Origin of the sequence: Mesorhizobium sp. CA15 (genome assembly GCF_020165215.1) — a bacterium.
Lineage (GTDB): Bacteria > Pseudomonadota > Alphaproteobacteria > Rhizobiales > Rhizobiaceae > Mesorhizobium.
In genome coordinates this window covers 113,642-135,130 of the sequence record NZ_JAIUHQ010000007.1, presented here as the reverse complement: position 1 = coordinate 135,130, position 21,489 = coordinate 113,642, and the positions used below count along the sequence as shown (strand labels likewise).

The 21,489-nt window shown below is 63.3% G+C and carries 25 protein-coding genes and 1 other RNA gene; 15 read left to right on the top strand and 11 right to left on the bottom strand.

All coding sequences use genetic code 11. The annotated features are described in order from the left end of the window. Positions 1 to 60 precede the first annotated feature (60 nt). The 6 genes from LB515_RS14540 to LB515_RS14515 all read left to right on the top strand — a co-directional run bounded on the left by LB515_RS14540 (position 61) and on the right by LB515_RS14515 (position 6,689). Positions 61 to 408, top strand: coding sequence for a DUF6867 family protein (locus LB515_RS14540; protein WP_224708116.1), 348 nt, complete (start codon positions 61 to 63; stop codon positions 406 to 408). Between the two features lie 137 nt (positions 409 to 545). Then, the gene (locus tag LB515_RS14535; protein ID WP_095767237.1) at positions 546 to 1,661 is read left to right on the top strand and encodes a branched-chain amino acid ABC transporter substrate-binding protein; all 1,116 of its coding nucleotides are present in this window, start codon (positions 546 to 548) and stop codon (positions 1,659 to 1,661) included. Between the two features lie 270 nt (positions 1,662 to 1,931). After that, positions 1,932 to 5,390, top strand: coding sequence for a pyruvate carboxylase (gene pyc / locus LB515_RS14530; protein ID WP_224708115.1), 3,459 nt, complete (start codon positions 1,932 to 1,934; stop codon positions 5,388 to 5,390). Between the two features lie 268 nt (positions 5,391 to 5,658). Continuing rightward, positions 5,659 to 5,919 (top strand): DUF2312 domain-containing protein, encoded by a 261-nt coding sequence (locus LB515_RS14525; RefSeq protein WP_095767239.1) that lies wholly within the window; start codon positions 5,659 to 5,661, stop codon positions 5,917 to 5,919. A 22-nt stretch (positions 5,920 to 5,941) separates the two neighbouring features. Continuing rightward, positions 5,942 to 6,382 (top strand): hypothetical protein, encoded by a 441-nt coding sequence (locus tag LB515_RS14520; protein ID WP_140841746.1) that lies wholly within the window; start codon positions 5,942 to 5,944, stop codon positions 6,380 to 6,382. A gap of 10 nt (positions 6,383 to 6,392) precedes the next feature. Further along, positions 6,393 to 6,689, top strand: coding sequence for a hypothetical protein (locus LB515_RS14515; protein WP_095767241.1), 297 nt, complete (start codon positions 6,393 to 6,395; stop codon positions 6,687 to 6,689). Between the two features lie 62 nt (positions 6,690 to 6,751). Here LB515_RS14515 and msrB read toward each other — a convergent pair whose 3' ends face one another. From msrB to LB515_RS14495, 4 genes are all read right to left on the bottom strand, one after another. Next, positions 6,752 to 7,156, bottom strand: a complete 405-nt coding sequence (msrB, locus tag LB515_RS14510; RefSeq protein WP_224528136.1) for a peptide-methionine (R)-S-oxide reductase MsrB — start codon at positions 7,154 to 7,156, stop codon at positions 6,752 to 6,754. 93 nt (positions 7,157 to 7,249) lie between these two features. Then, the gene (locus LB515_RS14505) at positions 7,250 to 8,440 is read right to left on the bottom strand and encodes a vWA domain-containing protein (protein WP_224708114.1); all 1,191 of its coding nucleotides are present in this window, start codon (positions 8,438 to 8,440) and stop codon (positions 7,250 to 7,252) included. A 7-nt stretch (positions 8,441 to 8,447) separates the two neighbouring features. Next, positions 8,448 to 8,894 carry a GNAT family N-acetyltransferase gene (locus LB515_RS14500; protein ID WP_224708113.1) on the bottom strand — a complete coding sequence of 149 codons (447 nt, stop codon included), beginning with the start codon at positions 8,892 to 8,894 and terminating at the stop codon, positions 8,448 to 8,450. A 78-nt stretch (positions 8,895 to 8,972) separates the two neighbouring features. Next, positions 8,973 to 9,812 carry an AAA family ATPase gene (locus LB515_RS14495; protein WP_224708112.1) on the bottom strand — a complete coding sequence of 280 codons (840 nt, stop codon included), beginning with the start codon at positions 9,810 to 9,812 and terminating at the stop codon, positions 8,973 to 8,975. A 161-nt stretch (positions 9,813 to 9,973) separates the two neighbouring features. Between LB515_RS14495 and ssrS the strand changes: the two genes are divergently transcribed. The 4 genes from ssrS to LB515_RS14475 all read left to right on the top strand — a co-directional run bounded on the left by ssrS (position 9,974) and on the right by LB515_RS14475 (position 12,602). Further along, positions 9,974 to 10,129, top strand: a non-coding RNA gene (ssrS, locus tag LB515_RS14490) — 6S RNA. A 146-nt stretch (positions 10,130 to 10,275) separates the two neighbouring features. Further along, complete coding sequence (locus tag LB515_RS14485; RefSeq protein WP_224627905.1) at positions 10,276 to 10,863, top strand: 5-formyltetrahydrofolate cyclo-ligase; 588 nt, start codon at positions 10,276 to 10,278, stop codon at positions 10,861 to 10,863. Between the two features lie 66 nt (positions 10,864 to 10,929). Then, positions 10,930 to 11,754 (top strand): YmdB family metallophosphoesterase, encoded by an 825-nt coding sequence (locus LB515_RS14480; RefSeq protein WP_095767248.1) that lies wholly within the window; start codon positions 10,930 to 10,932, stop codon positions 11,752 to 11,754. An 80-nt stretch (positions 11,755 to 11,834) separates the two neighbouring features. Beyond that, positions 11,835 to 12,602: a TerC family protein gene (locus LB515_RS14475; protein ID WP_140841734.1), complete on the top strand. Its 768-nt coding sequence runs from the start codon at positions 11,835 to 11,837 to the stop codon at positions 12,600 to 12,602. Between the two features lie 25 nt (positions 12,603 to 12,627). On the opposite strand, the gene LB515_RS14470 is transcribed toward LB515_RS14475, so the two are convergent. From LB515_RS14470 to LB515_RS14455, 4 genes are read right to left on the bottom strand one after another with little or no spacing between them, the layout of a single operon-like run. Beyond that, positions 12,628 to 13,092, bottom strand: coding sequence for an SRPBCC family protein (locus tag LB515_RS14470; protein WP_224708111.1), 465 nt, complete (start codon positions 13,090 to 13,092; stop codon positions 12,628 to 12,630). 23 nt (positions 13,093 to 13,115) lie between these two features. Next, positions 13,116 to 13,478 (bottom strand): VOC family protein, encoded by a 363-nt coding sequence (locus tag LB515_RS14465; protein ID WP_140841730.1) that lies wholly within the window; start codon positions 13,476 to 13,478, stop codon positions 13,116 to 13,118. Between the two features lie 30 nt (positions 13,479 to 13,508). Next, entirely contained in the window at positions 13,509 to 13,901 is a 393-nt protein-coding gene (locus LB515_RS14460; protein WP_140841728.1) for a VOC family protein, read from the bottom strand. 44 nt (positions 13,902 to 13,945) lie between these two features. Beyond that, positions 13,946 to 14,428, bottom strand: coding sequence for an SRPBCC domain-containing protein (locus LB515_RS14455; RefSeq protein ID WP_140841726.1), 483 nt, complete (start codon positions 14,426 to 14,428; stop codon positions 13,946 to 13,948). Positions 14,429 to 14,479: 51 nt separating this feature from the next. Here LB515_RS14455 and LB515_RS14450 point away from each other — a divergent pair, with 51 nt between their 5' ends. The 3 genes from LB515_RS14450 (at position 14,480) to LB515_RS14440 (ending at position 16,084) form a co-directional block, all read left to right on the top strand. Next, positions 14,480 to 14,803 (top strand): ArsR/SmtB family transcription factor, encoded by a 324-nt coding sequence (locus LB515_RS14450; protein ID WP_224583708.1) that lies wholly within the window; start codon positions 14,480 to 14,482, stop codon positions 14,801 to 14,803. A 204-nt stretch (positions 14,804 to 15,007) separates the two neighbouring features. Next, positions 15,008 to 15,757: a YebC/PmpR family DNA-binding transcriptional regulator gene (locus tag LB515_RS14445; protein WP_224708110.1), complete on the top strand. Its 750-nt coding sequence runs from the start codon at positions 15,008 to 15,010 to the stop codon at positions 15,755 to 15,757. A gap of 18 nt (positions 15,758 to 15,775) precedes the next feature. Then, on the top strand, positions 15,776 to 16,084 hold the full coding sequence (locus LB515_RS14440; RefSeq protein ID WP_224708109.1) for a SelT/SelW/SelH family protein: 309 nt from the start codon (positions 15,776 to 15,778) through the stop codon (positions 16,082 to 16,084). Between the two features lie 57 nt (positions 16,085 to 16,141). Here LB515_RS14440 and LB515_RS14435 read toward each other — a convergent pair whose 3' ends face one another. Continuing rightward, the gene (locus tag LB515_RS14435; protein ID WP_140841718.1) at positions 16,142 to 16,618 is read right to left on the bottom strand and encodes a DUF1772 domain-containing protein; all 477 of its coding nucleotides are present in this window, start codon (positions 16,616 to 16,618) and stop codon (positions 16,142 to 16,144) included. Positions 16,619 to 16,748: 130 nt separating this feature from the next. Here LB515_RS14435 and LB515_RS14430 point away from each other — a divergent pair, with 130 nt between their 5' ends. Beyond that, complete coding sequence (locus LB515_RS14430; RefSeq protein WP_224708108.1) at positions 16,749 to 17,390, top strand: TetR/AcrR family transcriptional regulator; 642 nt, start codon at positions 16,749 to 16,751, stop codon at positions 17,388 to 17,390. 299 nt (positions 17,391 to 17,689) lie between these two features. On the opposite strand, the gene rpmE is transcribed toward LB515_RS14430, so the two are convergent. Next, positions 17,690 to 17,911, bottom strand: a complete 222-nt coding sequence (gene rpmE / locus LB515_RS14425) for a 50S ribosomal protein L31 (RefSeq protein ID WP_027166741.1) — start codon at positions 17,909 to 17,911, stop codon at positions 17,690 to 17,692. A 206-nt stretch (positions 17,912 to 18,117) separates the two neighbouring features. Here rpmE and LB515_RS14420 point away from each other — a divergent pair, with 206 nt between their 5' ends. After that, complete coding sequence (locus tag LB515_RS14420) at positions 18,118 to 19,920, top strand: ABC transporter transmembrane domain-containing protein (RefSeq protein WP_224708107.1); 1,803 nt, start codon at positions 18,118 to 18,120, stop codon at positions 19,918 to 19,920. A gap of 36 nt (positions 19,921 to 19,956) precedes the next feature. On the opposite strand, the gene LB515_RS14415 is transcribed toward LB515_RS14420, so the two are convergent. Further along, on the bottom strand, positions 19,957 to 21,441 hold the full coding sequence (locus LB515_RS14415; RefSeq protein WP_224708106.1) for a carboxypeptidase M32: 1,485 nt from the start codon (positions 21,439 to 21,441) through the stop codon (positions 19,957 to 19,959). Positions 21,442 to 21,489 lie beyond the last annotated feature (48 nt).

Below are 21,489 nucleotides of genomic sequence, written 5' to 3'. Positions count from 1 at the left end.
GATCTTCTCCGAAAAATCTGCGACTTTTCGGGATCATGCTAAGATCTGGGGACATCGATCATGCAGGGCATTATCTACGAAGAAGCCTCGATCTGGCAGTTTCTGTTCATCACAGGCCTGCTTGGCGGCGGGGCGGCATGGATGACAGGCAAAGCGGCGGCTCAGACCTGGAGCACCTATCTGCGGCTGTTTTTCTTCCTGCTCGGTCTCGGTATCGGCGTCAGGTTCATCCATCACGCCTTGTTCGGCGGCACGATGTTCTCGCTGCATTACTATATCGTCGACACCATCGTTCTGATGATACTGGGCTTCCTCGGCTATCAATACACGCGCACCAACCAAATGGTCACGCAGTATAACTGGCTCTATGAAAGAGCTTCCTTGTTAAGCTGGAAACCGAAAGGTTGACGTTCACCATCACCGCCGTTTCGGGGATGAATCGGCGTGACAAGTGCCTGAAAATCGGCATTCTATGCTTTCTGCGATAAGGGTGGGCATCGCATGAAAGTATCATCCACGCCCACTCCGTAAATGGGAGCGTTTCAATGAAAAAATCACTTTTGTCCGCCGTGGCGCTGACCGCGTTCGTCGCGTTCAGCGGCAGCGCGTGGGCCGACATTCTGATCGGCGTCGCCGGTCCGATCACCGGCCCGAACGCCGCCTTCGGCGCGCAGTTGCAGAAGGGCGCGGAACAGGCGGTCGCCGACATCAACGCGGCGGGCGGCATCCTCGGCCAGCAGCTCAAGCTCGAGATCGGTGACGACGTCTCCGATCCCAAGCAGGGCATCTCGGTCGCCAACAAGTTCGTCGCCGACGGCGTCAAGTTCGTCGACGGCCACTTCAACTCCGGCGTGTCGATCCCGGCCTCGGAAGTCTACCAGGAAAACGGCATGCTCGAGATCACGCCGGCCGCGACCAACCCGAAGTTCACCGAGCGCGGCATGTGGAACACCTTCCGCACCTGCGGTCGTGACGACCAGCAGGGCAAGGTGGCCGGCGACTACATCGCCAAGAACTTCAAGGATGCCAAGATCGCCATCATCCACGACAAGACGCCTTATGGTCAGGGCCTCGCCGACGAGACCAAGAAGAACCTCAACGCCAACGGCATCACGGAAGTGTTGTACGAAGGCGTGAATGTCGGCGACAAGGACTTCTCGGCCCTCATCGCCAAGATGAAGGAAAACGGCGTCACGCTCATCTACTGGGGCGGCCTGCACACCGAAGCCGGCCTGATCATCCGTCAGTCGGCCGATCAGGGCCTGAAGGCGCCGCTGTTCTCGGGCGACGGCATCGTCTCCAACGAACTGGCCTCGATCGCGGGCGACGCCGTTGCCGGCACGCTCAATACCTTCGCTCCGGATCCGCGCAAGAATCCGGCCGCCAAGGAAGTGGTCGAGAAGTTCCGCGCCAACGGCTTCGAGCCGGAAGCCTACACGCTCTACTCCTATGCCGCGGTGCAGATCATCGCCCAGGCCATCGCCAAGACCGGCTCGGCCGACGACGCGCAGAAGGTTGCGGAAACGATCAGGGCCAACACCTGGAAGACCGCCATCGGTGACATCGGCTACGACAGCAAGGGCGACATCACCCGTCCTGACTATGTCATCTATGAATGGAAGAAGGGCGACGACGGCAAGTACAGCTACTTCGAGAAATAAGCCGGCAAACTCGAGCCGACTTTTCGGGGATGCCCGGCGCTCGCGCCGGGCATTTTCGTTTGCGGGCGAGGCCAACCGGAAGCTCCGCGCCGCGCCTCGGGCAATACCCGTCCACCACCCATGATCCGTGTTCGAAGAACAGCAATGACGATTTGGCGCAAACAGGCGACTTAAATCGTTTTAGCTGTCGCGCAAATTTGTTTGCGCTGCAGCATTTTCACGTTAATCATTGCGCCGGTTCATCTCCCTTCCGCTGCTGGAGCCTACTCCTTGGCCATCACGAAGATACTCGTCGCCAACCGGTCCGAAATCGCCATCCGCGTGTTCCGCGCGGCCAACGAGCTCGGCCTCAAAACCGTGGCGATCTGGGCGGAGGAGGACAAATATTCGCTGCACCGCTTCAAGGCCGACGAGAGCTATCAGGTCGGCCGCGGACCGCATCTGGCCAAGGACATGGGTTCGATCGAGAGCTACCTGTCGATCGAGGAGGTGATCCGGGTCGCCAGGCTGTCGGGCGCCGATGCCATCCATCCCGGCTACGGCCTGCTGTCGGAAAGCCCGGAATTCGCCGAGGCCTGCGCCGAGGCAGGCGTCACCTTCATCGGCCCGAAGCCGGAAACGATGCGCCGGCTCGGCAACAAGGTCGCCGCGCGCAACCTGGCGATTGAAGTCGGCGTCCCGGTCGTCCCGGCAACCGATCCGCTGCCGGACGACATGGACGAGGTCAAGAAGCGCGCCGCGCAAATAGGCTATCCGGTGATGCTCAAGGCCTCGTGGGGCGGCGGCGGCCGCGGCATGCGCGCCATCCGCGCCGAGGCCGACCTCGCGCGCGAGGTGATGGAAGGCAAGCGCGAGGCCAAAGCCGCCTTCGGCAAGGACGAGGTCTATCTCGAAAAGCTGATCGAGCGCGCCCGCCATGTCGAGGTGCAGGTGCTGGGCGACACGCATGGCAATGCCGTGCATCTGTTCGAGCGCGACTGCTCGATCCAGCGCCGCAACCAGAAGGTCGTGGAGCGCGCACCGGCCCCCTATCTCAGCGAGGAGCTGCGCCAGGAGCTTTGCGGCTATGCGCTGAAGATCGCGCGCGAGACCAGCTATATCGGCGCCGGCACGGTCGAGTTTCTGCAGGATGCCGACACCGGCAAGTTCTACTTCATCGAGGTCAATCCGCGCATCCAGGTCGAGCACACCGTCACCGAGCAGGTGACCGGCATCGACATCGTCAAGGCGCAGATCCACATCCTCGATGGCTTCGCCATCGGCACGAAGCAATCGGGCGTGCCGGCGCAGAAGGACATCAGGCTGAACGGCCACGCGCTGCAGTGCCGCATCACCACCGAGGATCCGGAGCACAATTTCATTCCGGATTATGGCCGCATCACCGCCTATCGCGAGGCGGCCGGCTTCGGCATCCGGCTCGACGGCGGCACCGCCTATTCGGGCGCGGTCATCACCCGCTTCTACGATCCGCTGCTCGAAAAGGTGACGGCCTGGGCGCCGACGCCCGGCGAGGCGATCTCGCGCATGAACCGGGCGCTGCGCGAGTTCCGCATCCGCGGCGTCGCGACCAACCTCACCTTCCTCGAAGCGATCATCAACCACCCGCGCTTCGCCGACAATTCCTACACGACGAGGTTCATCGACACGACGCCGGAGCTGTTCGAGCAGGTGAAGCGGCAGGACCGCGCCACCAAGCTGCTCAACTACCTGGCCGATGTCAGCGTCAACGGCCACCCCGAGACGCGCGGGCGGCCAATGCCGAAGGCGAATGCGGCCGCACCCGTGGTGCCCTATCTCAACGGCCATGTTCCGGACGGCAGCAAGCAGAGGCTCGATGCGCTTGGCCCCGAGAAATTCGCGGCCTGGATGCGCGGGGAGCGCCAGGTGCTGGTCACCGATACGACGATGCGCGACGGCCACCAGTCGCTGCTCGCCACGCGCATGCGCACCTATGACATCGCCGGCATCGCCGGCACCTATGCGCGGGCGCTGCCGCAATTGCTCTCGCTGGAATGCTGGGGCGGCGCGACCTTCGACGTCGCCATGCGCTTCCTCACCGAGGACCCGTGGGAGCGTCTGAGCAAAGTGCGCGAGGCCGCGCCCAATCTTCTGCTGCAGATGCTTTTGCGCGGCGCCAACGGCGTCGGCTACACCAACTATCCCGATAATGTCGTCCAGCATTTCGTCGCCCAAGCGGCAGCCGGCGGTGTCGATCTGTTCCGCGTCTTCGACTGCCTTAACTGGGTCGAGAACATGCGCGTCGCCATGGATGCGGTCGGCGCCGAGGGCAAGCTGGTCGAAGCGGCGATGTGCTACACCGGCGACATCCTCGATCCGGCGCGGGCGAAGTACGATTTGAAATACTATGTCGGGCTGGCCAAGGAGCTGGAGGCGGCCGGCGCGCATATCATCGCCGTCAAGGACATGGCCGGCCTGTTGAAGCCGGCCGCGGCGCGCGTGCTGTTCAAGGCGCTGCGCGAGGCGACCGACCTGCCGATCCATTTCCACACGCACGACACGTCAGGGCTGTCGGCGGCGACGGTGCTGGCAGCGGTGGAGAGCGGCGCCGACGCTATCGACGCAGCGATGGATTCCTTCTCCGGCAACACCTCGCAGCCCTGCCTCGGCTCGATCGTCGAGGCACTGAAGGGCACCGAGCGCGACCCCGGTCTCGATCCGCAATGGATCCGCCGCATTTCCTTCTACTGGGAAGCGGTGCGCAACCAGTACGCAGCCTTCGAGAGCGATCTCAAGGGACCTGCCTCGGAGGTCTACCTGCACGAGATGCCGGGCGGCCAGTTCACCAACCTCAAGGAACAGGCGCGCTCGCTCGGGCTCGAGACGCGCTGGCATGAGGTGGCGCAGGCCTATCACGACGTCAACCTGATGTTCGGCGACATCGTCAAGGTGACGCCCTCGTCCAAGGTGGTCGGCGACATGGCGCTGATGATGGTCAGCCAGGATCTCACCGTCGCCGATGTCGAGAACCCGGCCAAGGACATCGCCTTCCCCGATTCGGTCGTGTCGATGCTGCGTGGCGATCTCGGCCAGTCGCCCGGCGGTTGGCCGGCGGCGCTGCAGAAGAAGGCGCTGAAGGGCGAAAAGCCGATCACCGTGCGGCCCGGCTCGCTGCTAAAAGCAGCCGACCTCAAGGCTAGCCGCAAGGACATCGAGGGCAAGCTCGACCGCAAGCTCTCGGAGTATGAATTCGCCTCCTGGCTGATGTACCCGAAGGTGTTCACTGATTTCGCCGCGGCGCAGGAGACCTACGGGCCGGTGAGCGTGCTGCCAACGCCGACCTATTTCTACGGCATGAAGCCGGAAGACGAGATCTTCCTCGATATCGAGAAGGGCAAGACGCTGGTGGTTCGCTGCCAGGCGTTCGGCGAAGTCGACGACAAGGGCATGGTCACCGTGTTCTTCGAGCTCAACGGCCAGCCGCGCCGCGTCAAGGTGCCGGACAGGGCGCATGGCGCTTCCGCCGCCAAGGCGCGCCGCAAGGCCGAGCCCGGCAATGAGGGGCATGTCGGCGCGCCGATGCCCGGCGTCGTGTCGGCGCTTGCCGTGGCGGCCGGACAGGCGGTCAAGGCGGGCGACGTGCTCTTGTCGATCGAGGCCATGAAGATGGAAACCGCGCTGCATGCCGAACGCGACGGCGAGATCGCCGAGGTGCTGGTGAAGGCCGGCGATCAGATCGACGCGAAGGATCTGTTGATCGCATTCAAATAAGGTGTGCCGATATTCAGGTGAGGCCGGCCTGCAAACGCCGGCTTCCTGCGCTTCCGGTGCTCACGTCCTTAAGTACGCTCCGCTCCGGTTCTCGGAATCCATCGTTTTCGACTCGGCCTGACCTGAATCTCGGCACACCTTTGGATGTGCGCAGCCGTCCACAGGCGCTCGACAAGTGTCTTGACCCGCCGCGCCCGCTCGGGCAGGGAACCCGCTCCAATTTGCCGTGGCGGGAATCGCCACTGCTCCAGAAGACGCGGAGAGAAAAATGGCCGACGAAATCACCGAGACCAGCCAGACTGTAGCCGCCGGCCAGCTGCGCACCATCATCGAGCGTATCGAGCGGCTCGAGGAAGAGAAGAAGACGATCTCCGACGACATCAAGGATGTCTATGCCGAAGCCAAGGGCACTGGCTTCGACACCAAGGCGATCCGCACCATCGTGCGGTTGCGCAAGAAGGATCAGGCCGAGCGCCAGGAAGAGGAGTCCATCCTCGATCTCTACAAGGCCGCTCTCGGCATGGCGTAAGCCTCATGGCCGGAGACCGGCCATGAACGAATTCGACTTCGGCGGCCGTCGCGCCTCGGAGTTCCGCCATCGCGGCTTCTGGGCGCTGTTCGCCGAACGGCACCCGCAAGAAAGGCAAAGGCTCGCTCGGCGCGGGCCATGGTTCTGGCAGCGCGGGCTGCCGGATTTCGCTTTGGTTCTTTCGATGTATGTCGCGCCGGCGCAGAACCATGTCGGCGTCTTCTTCGGGCGCAACGAGAAGTTCGGCGCCACGGAGTCCTGGTCGCGGTTGAAGCCGTTCCAGCCGGCGATCGAGGCCAGGCTGAAGCTCAGGCCCGAGCAGAGCTGCGAAGGTCTCGGCATCAACTCGATGTGGCGGGTGAACTGCTACGCCGAGGACAATTGGCCGGCCATGAGCGACTGGCTGGTGCGGGAATGCTCACGCTTCGAAGAAGCCGTGACCGAAATTCTCGGGCAGCGATAGGTCGCGGGCGATGAGGGATTTTTTCCGTTCGCGCTGGAGAGGCCAGGTTCCGCTCGACCGGCTGTTCTGGCGCGACATGCTGCTGGTCGGTACCATTCTGAGCATCGCCTCTTCGGCGCTGGCGCTGGTCCTGCTCGGGTTGAAGCTGCCGCTCTGGCTGGTGCTGGCGGTGCATTTCCTCCCCGTTCCCTACACCATTTTTCTGACGGTCGCTGTCTGGCGGACCGCGGAGAAGGCCGGGGGTTTCAAGGCGCAGCTGATGATGCTCGGTTCCGCGCTCTGGCTGATCACAACGGTCGTTGTGTAGAGCCGGATGGAGCATGAAAAAGGGCGGCCGAGGCCGCCCTTTGCGAAGACTGGAAGCCCATATCAGACCGCAGGCTCGAAGCGCAGCGCCACGCCATTGATGCAGTAGCGCAGGCCGGTCGGCGGCGGGCCGTCCTCGAAGACATGGCCGAGATGGCTGCCGCAGCGGGCGCAATGGCATTCGGTGCGGACCATGCCGTAGCTGCGGTCGACGGTGGTCTCGATCGAGCCCGGGACCGGGTCGTTGAAGCTCGGCCAGCCGGTGCCGCTCTCGAACTTCAGCTTGGATTCGAACAGCGGCTGGTCGCAGCCGACGCAATAGAAGGTCCCGGCCCGCTTCTCGTAGAGCAGGGCGCAACTGCCGGGACGCTCGGTGCCGTGGTTGCGCATGACGGCATACTGCTCCGGCGTCAGCCGGGCGCGCCACTCGGCATCGGTGCGGGTGACAGGATAGGCGTGGGTGTCCATGAAATCTCCTCGGCCTTGGCGGCTCGTTGTTGCTTGCTACGGATATTCGCCCAAACATAGGCCTTTGTTACAGGTGCTTCCAGCGAAAGCGAGCTAATGCCTGCGCGACAGCTGCCTGGTCGCTGCCTCAAGCCCGACCAATGTCAGCGGGAACATGCGGCCGCCGAAGATGTCGCTGATCAACTGGATCGAGTGCGTGTAACGCCAGTTCTTCTCAGCTTCGGGATTGAGCCATATCGCGTTCGGCCATTGCTGCAGCAGGCGGGCCAGCCACACGCTTCCGGCCTCCGGATTCCAGTGCTCGACCGAGCCGCCCGGATGGGCAATCTCGTAAGGGCTCATCGAGGCGTCGCCGACAACGATCACCTTGTAGTCCGGCCCGTATTTGTGGAGGAGGTCGAAGGTCGGGATCGTCTCGGCCAGCCGCCGGCGATTGTCCTTCCAGACGCGCTCGTAAAGGCAGTTATGGAAGTAGAAATATTCGAGCTGGCGGAACTCGGCGCGCGCGGCGGAAAACAGTTCCTCGACGCCGCGTATATGGTCATCCATCGAGCCGCCGACGTCGAAGAACATCAGAAGCTTCACGGCATTGCGCCGCTCGGGCCGGGTCTTGACGTCGAGATAGCCGTGCTCGGCGGTGGCGTGGATGGTGCCGGGCAGGTCGAACTCTTCCTCGGCGCCCTCGCGTACCCAGCGGCGCAGCCGCTTCAGCGCCACCTTGATGTTGCGGGTGCCGAGCTCGACGGTGTCGTCGAAGTTCCGGAATTCGCGCTTGTCCCAGACCTTCACCGCGCGGCGATGGCGGCTGTCATGCTGGCCGATGCGAACCCCTTCGGGGTTGTAGCCATAGGCGCCGAAGGGCGAGGTGCCGCCGGTGCCGATCCATTTCGAACCGCCCTGGTGGCGCCCCTTTTGCTCCTCGAGGCGCTGCTTCAAGGTCTCCATCAGCTTGTCGAAACCGCCCAGCGCTTCGACCAGCTTCTTTTCCTCCTCGCTCAGGTGCTTTTCCGCCAAACGACGCAGCCATTCCTCGGGGATGTTGGCGACATCGACGGCATCGGGGCCGCCGAGCGCCTCGACACCCTTGAAGACATGCGCGAAGACCTGGTCGAAACGATCGATATGACGCTCGTCCTTCACCAGGGCCGAGCGCGCGAGGTAGTAGAAAGCCTCGACGTCATAGTCGACCAGCCCCGCTTCCAGTCCCTCCAGCAGCGACAGATATTCCCTGAGCGAAACAGGAACCCGCGCGGCCTTCAGTTCTAGGAAGAAGGGGATGAACATCAGTCCCTTATAGCAAATCGTACTCGATGAATCCGGTCCGCCTTGCCACATGGTCGTAGAGCCGGCGCGCCGTGGCGTTGGTCTCGTGCGTCATCCAGTAGACATTCTTGACGCCGATCTTGCCGGCTTCGTCCTGCGCCGCTTTGATCAGCGCCGCGCCCACGCCTTTGCCGCGCACCTCCGGATCGGCGAACAGATCCTGCAGGTAGCAGTTGTTGACCAGTGACCAGCAGGAGCGATGATAGAGGTAGTGGGTCAGCCCAACCGCTTTGCCGTCGAACGTGGCGATGAAACCTTTCGGCTCGAATTCGCCTGCCGTGAACAAACGCTTCCAGGTGACGTCGTAGACCTCGTCCGGCAGCTTGGTCTCGTAGAAGGTGAGATAGGCAGTCCACAAGCGCCGCCAGTCGGCGTGGTCGGACTGCGCGAACGGGCGAATGGCGATCTCGGACATCTTTTCTCCTCCAGTGCTTTCGGTCCGAAGCTGCGGCAGGGACCGATTGCCGGCAACGGTCCACAGCCGGAGAAAGCGCTATTGCTGCCGTCTGGCCATGAAGGCCAGGCGCTCGAACAGGTGCACGTCCTGCTCGTTTTTGAGCAGCGCGCCGTGCAGCTTCGGCAGCATGTTCTTGGGATCGGCGCGCAGGTCCTCGGGCGCGATGTCGTCGGTGACCAGCAGGCGGATCCAGTCGAGCGCTTCGGAGGTCGACGGCTTCTTCTTCAGGCCCGGCACATCGCGGATCTCGTAGAACTGGCTCAGTGCCGCCCGCACCAAATTCTGCTTGATGCCGGGGTAATGCACCTCGACGATCCGGTGCAGCGTGTCGATGTCGGGGAAGCGGATATAGTGGAAGAAGCAGCGGCGCAGGAAGGCGTCCGGCAGTTCCTTCTCGTTGTTCGAGGTGATGATGACGATAGGCCGGAACTCGGCGCGGACCGTCTCGCCGGTCTCGTAGACGAAAAACTCCATCCGGTCGAGCTCCTGCAGGAGGTCGTTGGGGAAATCGATGTCGGCCTTGTCGATCTCGTCGATCAAAAGCACGACTTTCTTTTGCGCAGCGAAGGCATCCCACAGCTTGCCGCGCTTGATGTAATTGGCGATGTCGTTGAAGCGCTCGTCGCCGAGTTGGCTGTCGCGCAGCCGCGAGACGGCGTCATATTCGTAGAGGCCCTGTTGCGCCTTGGTGGTCGATTTGACGTTCCATTCGATGAACTCCAGCCCGAGCGCCGAAGCCACCTGGCGGGCAAGCTCGGTCTTGCCGGTGCCGGGCTCGCCCTTGACCAGCAAGGGCCGCTCCAGCGCGATCGCGGCATTGACCGCAACCATCAGATCCTTGTCGGCGACATAGGCCGCAGTGCCTTCGAAACGCATCTTTTCTCCTGTCCGTGCAGCGGACCGTAAGGAGGCTGGACGGGCCGCGCAAGGGCGGTTGCCGGACAGCTTCCCATCGGGACGGTCCGCAAGACGAATTATGCGCAAATGGTGACCCGTTTCTCTGGCGCACGGCTAATCATCGGCCTATATTTGTCGACGGCGGTCTGCGCTTCCCGGCAGGAGAAACTTATCCCCGGGGCCTTATCGATCCTTAGGGAGCTGTCCCTGGGAAGACCCGTGGGTTTTCTCACACGGCGCCCACCTACTTTGTAGGCACCCGGGATCGACCTCTCCACCGGTTGCGTGGATCGTCGCTCTCCTGTTTTTCGGGAGACAAGCGCCTTCTCTCTGTTTTGACGCAATTCCGGACGGAAAAACCGCTGCGCACTTTTCCTGGAATCGCGCTAGAAACGTCGCTCCTAAAACGCCATCCAAATCCGACCTTTTCTAGCGTCCGCGCATGAGCTCTTCCAAAGACCTGAAAAAACAGCTTCGCAAGGAGGCGTTGGCGCGCCGCGATGCCCTCGACGAGTTCTGGCGCGTCGAGATAGCGCTCGAAATGGCCGAGACCGCGAAGGAAAAAATCGACTTCGAGCCCGGCCGGGTTGTCTCCGGCTTCTGGCCGATGCGCTCGGAAGTCGATGTGCGGCCGCTGATGTTCGCGCTGCGCGAAAAGGGCGCCAGGCTCTGCCTGCCCGCGATCCTCGACAAGACCACGATCGTCTTTCGCGAACTGGTGCGCGGCGCGCCGATGGTCGAGATGGGCTTCGGCACGGTCGGGCCGCATGAAGAGGCGGAAGTGCTCGACCCGACGCTCATGCTGGTGCCGCTCGCCGCCTTCGACGGCCGCGGCCACCGTATCGGCTACGGCGCCGGCTATTACGATCGGGCGATCGCGAGGCTGGCCGACAAGGGCATCGCGCCCAGGCTGATCGGCATCGCCTTCGACTGCCAGGAAGTCGAAATGGTCCCCGACGAGAACCATGACGTGATCATTCCGGAAATACTGACCGAGAGCGGGTTGCGCCGCTTCGCGCCCCAACTATAGATAGTCGGCGAGGCTGATGGTCTTCGCGGAAGTCATGCAGCTTGGCAGACTTCGGCTCGGGATAATATGAGACTTCTCTTTCTCGGCGACATGGTTGGCAAAACGGGGCGCACGGCAGTCTGGGAGCAGCTGCCGGGGCTGATTTCCGACTTCAAGCTGGACTTCGTCATCGTCAATGGCGAGAACGCGGCCGGCGGCTTCGGCATCACCGAAGAGATCTTTCGCGAGACGCTCGCGGCCGGCGCGGATGTCGTCACCACCGGCAACCATGTCTGGGATCAGCGCGATGCGCTGATCTTCGCGCCGCGCGAGGAGCGCTTCCTGCGTCCCTCCAATTTTCCCAGGGGCACGCCGGGCCGCGGCTCGGGCGTCTACATCGCCCGCAATGGCGCGCGCGTGCTGGTCGCCAACATCATGGGCCGCGTCTTCATGCATCCCGAGCTCGACGACCCTTTCCAGGCCGGCGAGCGTGAGCTTGCCGCCTGCCCGCTCGGCGAGCAGGCCGATGCGGCCATCATCGATTTCCACGCCGAGGCGACCTCGGAGAAGATGTGCTTCGCGCATTTCGTTGATGGTCGCGCCAGCCTGGTGGTCGGCACGCATACGCATCAGCCGACCGCCGACCATCAGATCCTCAATGGCGGCACCGCCTATATTTCAGACGCCGGCATGTGCGGCGATTATGATTCCTCGCTCGGCATGGACAAGGAAGAGCCGCTGAACCGGTTCCTTTCCAAGGTGCCGAAGGGCCGTTTCGAGGCCTCCTCAGGGCCCGCGACGCTCTGCGGCGTCGGCGTCGATATTTCGGACCGCACCGGGCTTGCCGAAAAAATCGCGCCGTTTCGTCGCGGGCCGCGGCTGGAAGAGACGGCTCCGTCCTTCTGGTCGTGACATTGATATAAGCGAGATCAATACCTAACTGGCGACGAAACCCGCGAAAACTGCTCTAGATCGTAGAGGGGACGACCTTCATGCAGCTTGTCGAATTTCTGGCGCCGCACTTTCATTTTGTTTCCGATCCGACCGCATGGGTCGCGCTTTTGACCCTGGTGGTGCTCGAGATTGTGCTCGGCATCGACAATCTGATCTTCATCTCGATCCTGACCAACAAGCTGCCGGAGGCGCAGCGCGTCCGCGCCCGCCGGCTGGGCATTTCGGCGGCGCTGATCATGCGACTGATCCTGCTCGCCACGATCTCGATCATCGTGCAATTGACGACGCCGGTGTTCACCGCCCTCGGCCACGGCTTTTCCTGGCGCGACCTGATCCTGATCGCCGGCGGCCTGTTCCTGGTCTGGAAGGCGACCAAGGAAATCCATCACACGGTCGACCCGCAGGATCATCAGGACACGATGGTCGGCGGCACGCTGCAGATGAGCCTTGCCGGAGCGATCTTCCAGATCCTCCTGCTCGACCTCGTGTTCTCGATCGATTCCATCATCACTGCCGTCGGCATGACCGACGAGATCGCCATCATGTATATCGCGGTAATCGTGGCGGTGAGCGCGATGATGCTGGCGGCGACGCCGCTTGCCAATTTCATCGCCAGGAACCCCTCTATCGTTATTCTGGCGCTCGGCTTCCTTTTGATGATCGGCATGACGCTGATCGCCGACGGCATGGGGTATCATGTGCCCAAGGGATACATCTACGCCGCCATGGGCTTTTCCGCGCTGGTCGAAGGCCTCAACATGCTGGCGCGACGGCGTAAGAGGCAGGGGTCGGGGGAGGGGCACTGAGGCTCGCCACCGCGCCGGTGAGCCGCTAGGCCGAAACACCCTTCGGGTGACGGTCGCCGATCAAGCCGAGCGTCAGGCCCTGTTCCAGCCAGGCCTTGGCGCCGGCAAGCACCAGCGCGAAGCCGCCGGTGGATTCGACAGCCTGCTTCACCTGCTCATCGGCGGAACCGGCGAAGCCGAAATTGCGGATTTCGAGGAAGGTCGCTTCATTCGGCATCTCGGTGAATGTCCAGACGACGGTGGTCGGCGGATCGCTCCACTGCATGACGATCTTCTCGTTGGGGACGATCTCGCTCACCTCGACCTTGGTCGAGACGCCATACATGCTCCATTCCCATTCGACCAGCTTGCCCTCATTCAGGCGACCGCTGGAATGCGTAAACCAGAATTTCGTGGTGACCGTCGGATCGATGATCGCTTCGAACACCTCGGCGACCGGCCGACGGATCAGCATGGCGGTTTCGGCGATGGGAGATTCTCCGAGCTCCATACGGTTCTCCTTTCCGGCGGGATTCACCAGGCGTCTGGCTCCCGCACGAGGTGAATGATGTTGGCCGGGCTGGTGATCCAGCCGCCACGAAAGCCTTCACCCAGAGGTTCTATTGCGTCGCAGCGCACGACACCGGCCTTTGCAAGATGGGAGGCCGCGCTCTTGAAGTCCGGTGTGAAAAGCTCCAGCCAGATTTCAGCCTGGCTCATCATCGGCGCCTCGTCGATCCAGAGGCGATTGGGACCAAGTTCGAAACCGATCGCCGGCGCCTTCGCCGTAAACGGCTTCAACCCCACAACATCGCGATAGAAGGCGATCGTTGCCTCGTATTGGTGCGACGGCACCTTCATGGCGATGTTGATGCCGCCTGTGATCTCGGTGTCCATTGCCGATCCTCTCGGTTGCGTTGGATGTCGTTACGGCAGGTTGATCTGCCAGGAGACGCCGAAGCGGTCGTTGAGCCAGGCGAAACGCTGGCTGAAACCATAATTGCCGGTCGGCATCAGGAAGCCGCCGTCCTTGGAAAGAACGCCGACGATCCGCTCGAGCTCCTCTTCGGACGAGCAGTCGACAAAGAAGGAAAAGGACGGCGTGAAGGTAAAGGCGTGGTGGACGGGGCTGTTGTATATCCTGACCTCGACGCCGCCGATCAATGCGCGCGCCAGCTTGAGCGTTCCTTCCGTCCCGTCCTCGCCCGAGCCATAGCGCGTGATGTCGAGCACACGGCTCTCCGGAATGGTCTCGCAATAGAGGGTCATGGCCTCCTCGGCCTTTCCCTCGAACATCAGGAATGGCGTTGCTTTCGTCATCGGGCGACCTCCTCCTGCCGAATATCGGGACCTGAATGTCGGGCTCAGATGTTGGTCTCGTTGGCCGGCTCGCCGCGCAGCTCGCTGCGGTAATAGCCGTCGCGCAGATTGATGCCATATTCGAGATAGGCCTTCATGCAGGCCAGCATCTGCGACCAGCCCTCGCAGTTGAGGTAGGATTTCTTCAGGCCGGCCTCGCCTTCGTGCCAACCTTCTTCAGCGATGGTGACGAAGGTGCCGCCGTCCTCAAGCGGCTCGAAATTCATCTCGATGCGGGTCTTGTAGGCGGGCTTTCCATCGTCATCGGTGGCGTCCCAGCGCAGCACGATGCGCTTGTCCTTCGTCACCTCGTCGACTTCGACCGGTACAGACTTCCACCAGGTGACGGTGGTGCCCGACACAAGCGGCGCCGAAGCGCCGCCGATGGTGGTGAAATAGCCGCTGAGCTTTGTCGGGTTCACGACGGCATCGAAGACCTCGCCGACCGGTCTGCCGATGCGTCCGGAAATCCTGAAACCAAGGGACATATCCACAGCTCCTTCCTTGCTGCTTGAAACGATATGTTATAGAAATATAACATGTCAAGCCAAACCTCCGACGACCATGTTTTCAAGGCCTTGGCGCATGCGCGCCGGCGCGAATTGCTGGATCGCCTGAAGGATCAGCCGCAGACCACCGGCGCGCTGTGCGAGGCGTTCCCGGACATGGACCGCTGCACGGTGATGATGCACCTGAAAGTGCTGGAGGAGGCCGATCTGGTGGTGGCGAAGCGTGAGGGGCGCGAACGCTGGAACCACCTCAATGCCTTGCCGATCAAACAGATCCACGACCGCTGGATCAGCCAGTATGCCGGCCACGCCATCAGCATTCTCGATCGGCTGAAGTCCGATCTGGAGGGGTGAACGGCCCTCTTCGGCGTTGGCATGACGGGTGCGTCTGGACGAATTGAGCCGATTTATCTATAAGCCGGCCATTCCGACAAAGAGCGCCGCGCGCCTTCGCAGGCATGCCCGGGGCGTTCTGAAAATTTGAATTCGAGCATTTTGCGGATGGCGAGCGATCTCGCTTGGCGCCGCGGTGCTCTAGCCGAACACGACAGGGGTGCCATGGCTGGCCATTCGCAGTTCAAGAACATCATGCACCGCAAGGGCCGTCAGGACGCGGTGCGGTCGAAAATGTTTTCCAAGCTGGCGCGCGAGATCACCGTCGCCGCCAAGGCCGGGACGCCCGATGTATCGATGAATCCGCGGCTTCGCCTGGCCGTGCAGAACGCCAAGGCGGTGTCGATGCCGAAGGACAACATCCAGCGCGCCATCAACAAGGCTTCCGCAGGCGACGCCGAAAATTACGAGGCCGTGCGCTATGAGGGCTACGGCCCCGGCGGCGTGGCGCTGATCGTGGAAGTGCTGACCGACAACCGCAACCGCTCGGCCTCCAATGTGCGCGGCGCCTTCACCAAGGCCGGCGGGGCGCTCGGCGAAACCGGCTCGGTGTCGTTCATGTGGAACCGTGTCGGCGAGATCTATTATCCGGCCTCGGCCGGCAGCGCCGACAAGGTGATGGAAGCAGCGATCGAGGCCGGCGCCGATGACGTGGAATCGGACGAGGAAGGCCACACCATCTATTGCGCCTTCGAGAATCTCGGCGACGTTTCGAAGTCGCTCGAGGCCGCGCTCGGCGAGGCGGAATCGGTGAAGCCGATCTGGCAGCCGCAGAACAACGTCCCGGTCGACGAAGAGCGGGCGCAGTCGCTGATGAAGCTGGTCGCCACCCTCGAGGACGATGACGACGTGCAGAGCGTCTACGCCAATTTCGAGGTCGACGACGAGACGATGGCCAAGCTCAGCGCGGCCTGACCGGCCACGCGAGACGATATGAGCGAGAAGCCGCTGCCCATCATCCGCATCACCTATTGCACGCAGTGCCAGTGGTTGTTGCGGGCCGGCTGGATGGCGCAGGAGCTGCTCTCGACCTTCGGCACCGATCTCGGCGAAGTGACGCTGGTGCCGGGCACCGGCGGCATCTTCACCATTTCCTGCAACGACGTGCTTATCTGGGAGCGCAAGCGCGACGGCGGTTTTCCGGACGCGGCAAGGCTCAAGCAGCTGGTTCGCGATGTCATCGATCCCGACCGCGACCTCGGCCACGCCGATCACAAGGATCGCAAGAAAGACCCCGCCTGACGAACTCCCCGAAAGTTGGACGCAGCCTTCGGGGGTTGCATTCGCGGGCTGCCGTTTTCAGATCAATGCCATGATGAAGCAAGCCATCGCGACGATCGCGGTGACGGTGCGGACGTGATTCCACATCACCCACTCGCTCAGGTGGTTTGCCCACACGGCGGCGCCGTTGGCGCTGGCAGGATCGACGGCGGCTAAGGCGTCATTGAGCGGCACGTTGAAGACCATGGTCACGATCGGATTGCCGACGAAATAGATCACGGCACCGGCAAGCAGCCAGTAGGAGCCGGACTGGCTCCAGCCGAAGAAAACGCCGGCAATCAGCACGAGGCAGATGAGGCCGGTGCCGAACAGCGCCGTCATGAAGGTCGGCGTGATCACCGTGACGTTGATCGAATTCATCGCCGCGATGCCGCTTGGGACGGGCAGCCGGGCAAGTGCTGCCATGACGAAATTCGAGAAGGCAAAGAAGACGCCGCCGACGACGCCGGAGCCGATCGCGGCGACAAAGGTAAGGGTAGGAAGAAGTTTCATCATCTCAGTTGCTCCAGATGCCGGGTTCTGCTCGATTCCTAAATGCGAGTAATCCTCACATTTGCAAAACGTGATAAACCCTCGTATTTTGTGAGTCAAGCCGGTTTCCGAGAAATCACCCAAGGAGAGAGCCATGGATGAGAACACCGCCGCGAGGCCAAACCAGGCGGACATTGCTGCGCCGCGCCGGTCGCCGAGCCAGCAGCGCAGCCGCGAGCGGGTCGAGCGCATGCTTGCCGCCGCCTCGGCCTTGATTGCCGAGCAAGGCAGCGATGCGATGCGCATGGGCGAGGTGGCGGAACGGGCGGGGGTGTCGATCGGCTCGCTCTACCAGTTCTTCCCGGACAAGCGAGCGATGGTCTGGGCGCTGGCCGAGCGCTACACGGCCGAAAGCCAGGCCTGTATTTCCGCGGCGCTGAAGGATGTCAGCGATGCTGAAGGCCTGTGCAGGTCGTTTTCGGAGCTGGTCGATATCTATTACCGGCTGTTCCTGGCCGAGCCGGTGATGCGCGACATCTGGTCGGGCACGCAAGCCGACAAGGCGCTGCGCGAACTGGAGCTCGCCGACAGTCGCGCCAATGCCGATTTCCTGCTCGCGGTGCTGAAGCGGATTCGCCCCGATGCCGATCCGATCGAATTAGAGACGGCCGCGTTTCTCGTCTGGCAGATGGGCGAGGCCGCGGTGCGGCTGGCGATCTCGGTCGATCGGGAGGAGGGCGACAGGCTGGTTGAGGCCTACAAGCGAATGGCGCTGAGGGAATTGGTGGGCGGGTAGGAACGATATCCGCAGCGTCGCAAGGCTTGGGTTCCTCGCCCCCGCCAGGGGGCGGGGGAGAGGTGTCCGCGAAGCGGACGGAGCGGGGGCCTCGTAGGGCGCTCCCCTCTCCGTCTCGGCTTCGCCGAGCCACCTCTCCCCACTTCGTGGGGCGAGGAACCTTGAACTTTCAAGCGCCGGCGCTGCCCCTCATTCGCCCTTCGGGCACCCCCTCCCCGTAGAACGGGGAGAAGGACGAAACTGGCAACAAAAAACCCGCCTCGAAGGCGGGTTTCTCGAAATCTGCCGATGTATGCGGCTTAGAGGCCGAAACCTTCAAAACGCTTCTTGAATTTCGACAGGCGGCCGCCGCGGTCGAGCAGGGTCTGCTGGCCGCCGGTCCAGGCCGGGTGCGTGGTCGGGTCGATGTCGAGGTTCATCGTATCGCCTTCCTTGCCCCAGGTCGAACGGGTCTGGTATTCGGTGCCATCGGTCATGACGACCTTGATGGTGTGGTAGTCGGGATGGATATCGGCCTTCATTGTCGTGTTTCCTGGCTGCCGGCGCTGGCAACGGGCCTGAAGGCCTGCGTCGATGCGCCCCTTTTTAAAACTCGAAGCCGCAGCTAATGAAAAGCCACGGCTTCTAAAACGGTCGGCGAGCCTATACATCAGCCGGAATTGAATCACAAGGCCGCGGCGGGCGCATATTGAAGCGCGGTCCCGCCAAGCGGCCAGAGGAAACGCTCATGGCGGAAATCGGTGGCAGCGCAAGCGAGCGCAGACGCTCGGTCCGGCCGCTCCGCAGCCTCTTTCCGTACGTTACCCGCTACCGGAAGCTGGTAATAGGCGCCGTCATCTCGCTGATCGTGGCGGCAGTGACGACGCTTGCCCTGCCGATGGCCGTGCGGCGCATGATCGACCATGGTTTCCAGGCCGCTAGCTCCACCTTCATCGCGGAATATTTCGCGGCGCTGGTTCTGATGGCGGCTTTGCTGGCTGCCGCTTCGGCCAGCCGCTACTATTTCGTCATCACGCTCGGCGAGCGGGTCGTGGCCGACATTCGCCGCGACGTCTTTTCGCATGTCACCACGCTGTCGCCGGCGTTTTTCGATCGCGCGCATTCGGGCGAGATCGTGTCGCGGCTTGCCGCCGACACCACGCAGGTGAAGTCGGCGGTCGGCGCAACCGCCTCGGTCGCGTTGCGCAATCTCATCCTCGGCCTCGGCGCGGTGGCGATGATGGTGGTCACGAGCCCGAAACTTTCCGGCCTGGTCATTGCAGCCATTCCGGTGATCGTGCTGCCGCTGGTTGCCTTCGGCCGCTCGGTGCGGCGCAAGTCCCGGCAAGCGCAGGACACGCTCGCTGAAGCCACCGCCTATGCCAGTGAGCAGATCGGCGCGGTGCGCACGCTGCAGGCCTTCACCAACGAAAAGCTCGTCACCGGCCGCTTTGCGGACGCTGTCGACGCCGCCTTCGAGGCGGCGCGCGCATCGGTGTTCGCGCGCTCATTCCTCACCTTCTTCGCCATCTTCATGATCTTCTCCTCGGTGGTCGCGGTGTTGTGGTTCGGTTCGCGCGACGTGCTTGCCGGCACGCTGTCGCCGGGCACGCTCGGCCAGTTCCTGCTCTATTCGGTGTTTGCCGCCGGCGCGCTCGGCGCGCTGTCGGAGGTCTGGAGCGAGCTGTCGCAGGCGGCGGGTGCCGCCGAGCGGCTGACGGAGATCCTGGCAGAGACGCCGGCGATCCGGCCGCCGGTCGATCCGCTTCCCTTGCCGGCAACGGCCAAGGGCGCGATCAGCTTCGACGACGTGTCCTTCTCCTATCCGGCGCGGCCGGACCGCGCTGCGGTGCATGGATTGAGCTTCCAGGTGAAGCCAGGCGAGACAGTGGCGATCGTCGGGCCTTCGGGTGCGGGAAAAAGCACTGTCTTCTCACTGATCCTGCGCTTCTACGATCCCGAGACCGGCCGCGTCGTCATTGACGGCGTCGACGTGCGCGAGGCCGATCCGGCCGCGATCCGCCAACGCACCGCGATCGTGCCACAGGACGTGACCATCTTCGCGGCGAGCGTCCGCGACAATATCGGCTTCGGCAGGCAGGGCGCCAGCGGTGCCGAGATCGAGGCCGCGGCCAAGGCAGCGCTTGCCGACGAATTCATCGCCAGGCTCGACAAGGACTATGACAGCCAGGTCGGCGAGCGCGGCGTGACGCTGTCCGGCGGGCAGCGCCAGCGCATCGCGATCGCCCGCGCCATCCTGCGCGACGCGCCAATCCTTCTGCTCGACGAAGCGACCTCGGCGCTCGACGCCGAGAGCGAGACGCTGGTGCAAAGAGCGCTGGAGCGGCTGATGCGCGGCCGCACCACCATCGTCATCGCGCACCGGCTGGCGACCGTGCTCAAGGCCGACCGCATCCTGGTCATGGACGGCGGGCGCATCGTCGAGGAAGGCACGCATCAGAGCCTGGTCGCCAAGGGCGGCATCTATACGCGGCTCGCCAAGCTGCAGTTCGAGACCGGAGCCAGCGCCTTCAAAGGCGCGGCGGAGTAGGCACGCCGCACCCAGCTGGTTTCAACCTGCCGCGGGTCAGTTCCCGTAGCGCTTGCGCAGATGTTCGGTGAAATAGGAAGCGTTGAGCTTCTCGCCAGTGGCGCGCTTGAGCAGGTCCGGCGTCGACCAGCGCGAGCCCTGCGACCAGATCTTTGCGCGACGCCACTCGTTGATGGCGGTGAAATCGCCCTTGGCGAGATCCTGGTCGGCGGACGGATGCTCCCTTGTCAGAGCCGCCCATTGCTGCGCGGCCATCATGGCGCCCAGCGTATAGGAGGGGAAATAGCCGAAGGCGGCACCCGGCCAATGCACGTCCTGCATCGGGCCGTCAGCCGGATTATCGATGGTCGAGAGCCCGAGATAATCGCGCATCTTGGCATCCCAGGCCTGGGGCAGGTCGGCGACCTCCAGCTGGCCGGATACGAGTTCCTGCTCGAGCTCATAGCGCAGGATGACATGCAGCGGATAGGTGACTTCGTCGGCGTCGACGCGGATCAGGCCGCGCTCGACATGGTGGACATGCGGCAGGATGTCGTCGATCGACCAGGCTTCGCCGAGATATTTCTCGACCACCGGCAGCGCCCAGCGCCAGAAGGCCGGGTTGCGGCCGATCTGCTTTTCGACAAACAGGCTCTGGCTCTCATGCACGGCCATGCCGCGCGCCTTGCCGAGCGGCCAGTGCGACCAGGCTTTCGGCAGGTTCTGCTCGTAGAGGGCGTGTCCGGTCTCGTGCAGCACGCCCATCAGCGCCGACAGGAAGTCGGAGGTCTTGTAGCGGGTGGTGATGCGCACGTCGGTCGGCACGCCGCCGCAGAAGGGATGATGCGATACCGAGAGCGAGCCGTGGGTGAGGTCGAAGCCGACGGCCGCCATCATGGCAAGGCCAAGTTCGCGCTGCCGGTCAATGGCGTAGCTGCCGGAGAGCGGCTTCAGCGGGTGCTTCGCCAGCCGGGCATCCTGCACGGCCAGCGCATGCGGCAGGAAGTCGCGCAGGAAGGCCTTCAGCTCGGCAAACACCGGCGTGATGTCGGCGGCGCGGTTGCCGGGATCGTACTGTTCCATCAGCGCGTCATAGGGGGCTAAGCCGAGGGCGTCGGCGCGCAGCGCCGCTTCCTCGCGCACCAAGGTCACGACGCCTTCCAGCGCCGGCAGGAAGCCGGCCCAGTCGTTCTTGGCGCGCAGGTCGCGCCAAAGCTGCTCGGAGCGCATGCGCGCAACCGTCTGGCGCTCGACGAATTCGACCGGCAGACAGGTGAGGTTGGTATATTGGCGGCGCAGTTCCCGCACCGCCGCCTGCTGCTCTTCGCCGAGCGGCTCGGCTTCGGCCGCTGAAATCCAGTCCCCGATTTCGGGCGCTGTGGCCTGGCGGTGCAGCATGCCGGCAAGCGAGGACATCGCCTCGGCGCGCTTCTCGCCGCCGCCGACCGCCATGTGCGTCGCTTCGTCAGCGCCGAGAATGGCTAAGGCGTGCTCCAGCGCTTCGAGCTTGTGGCCGAGTTGGTCGAGTTTCTGGAAGGACATGGCTGGTTCCGGCTGCAAAGGGGCTGGCGCGAAAAGATACCAAGGCGC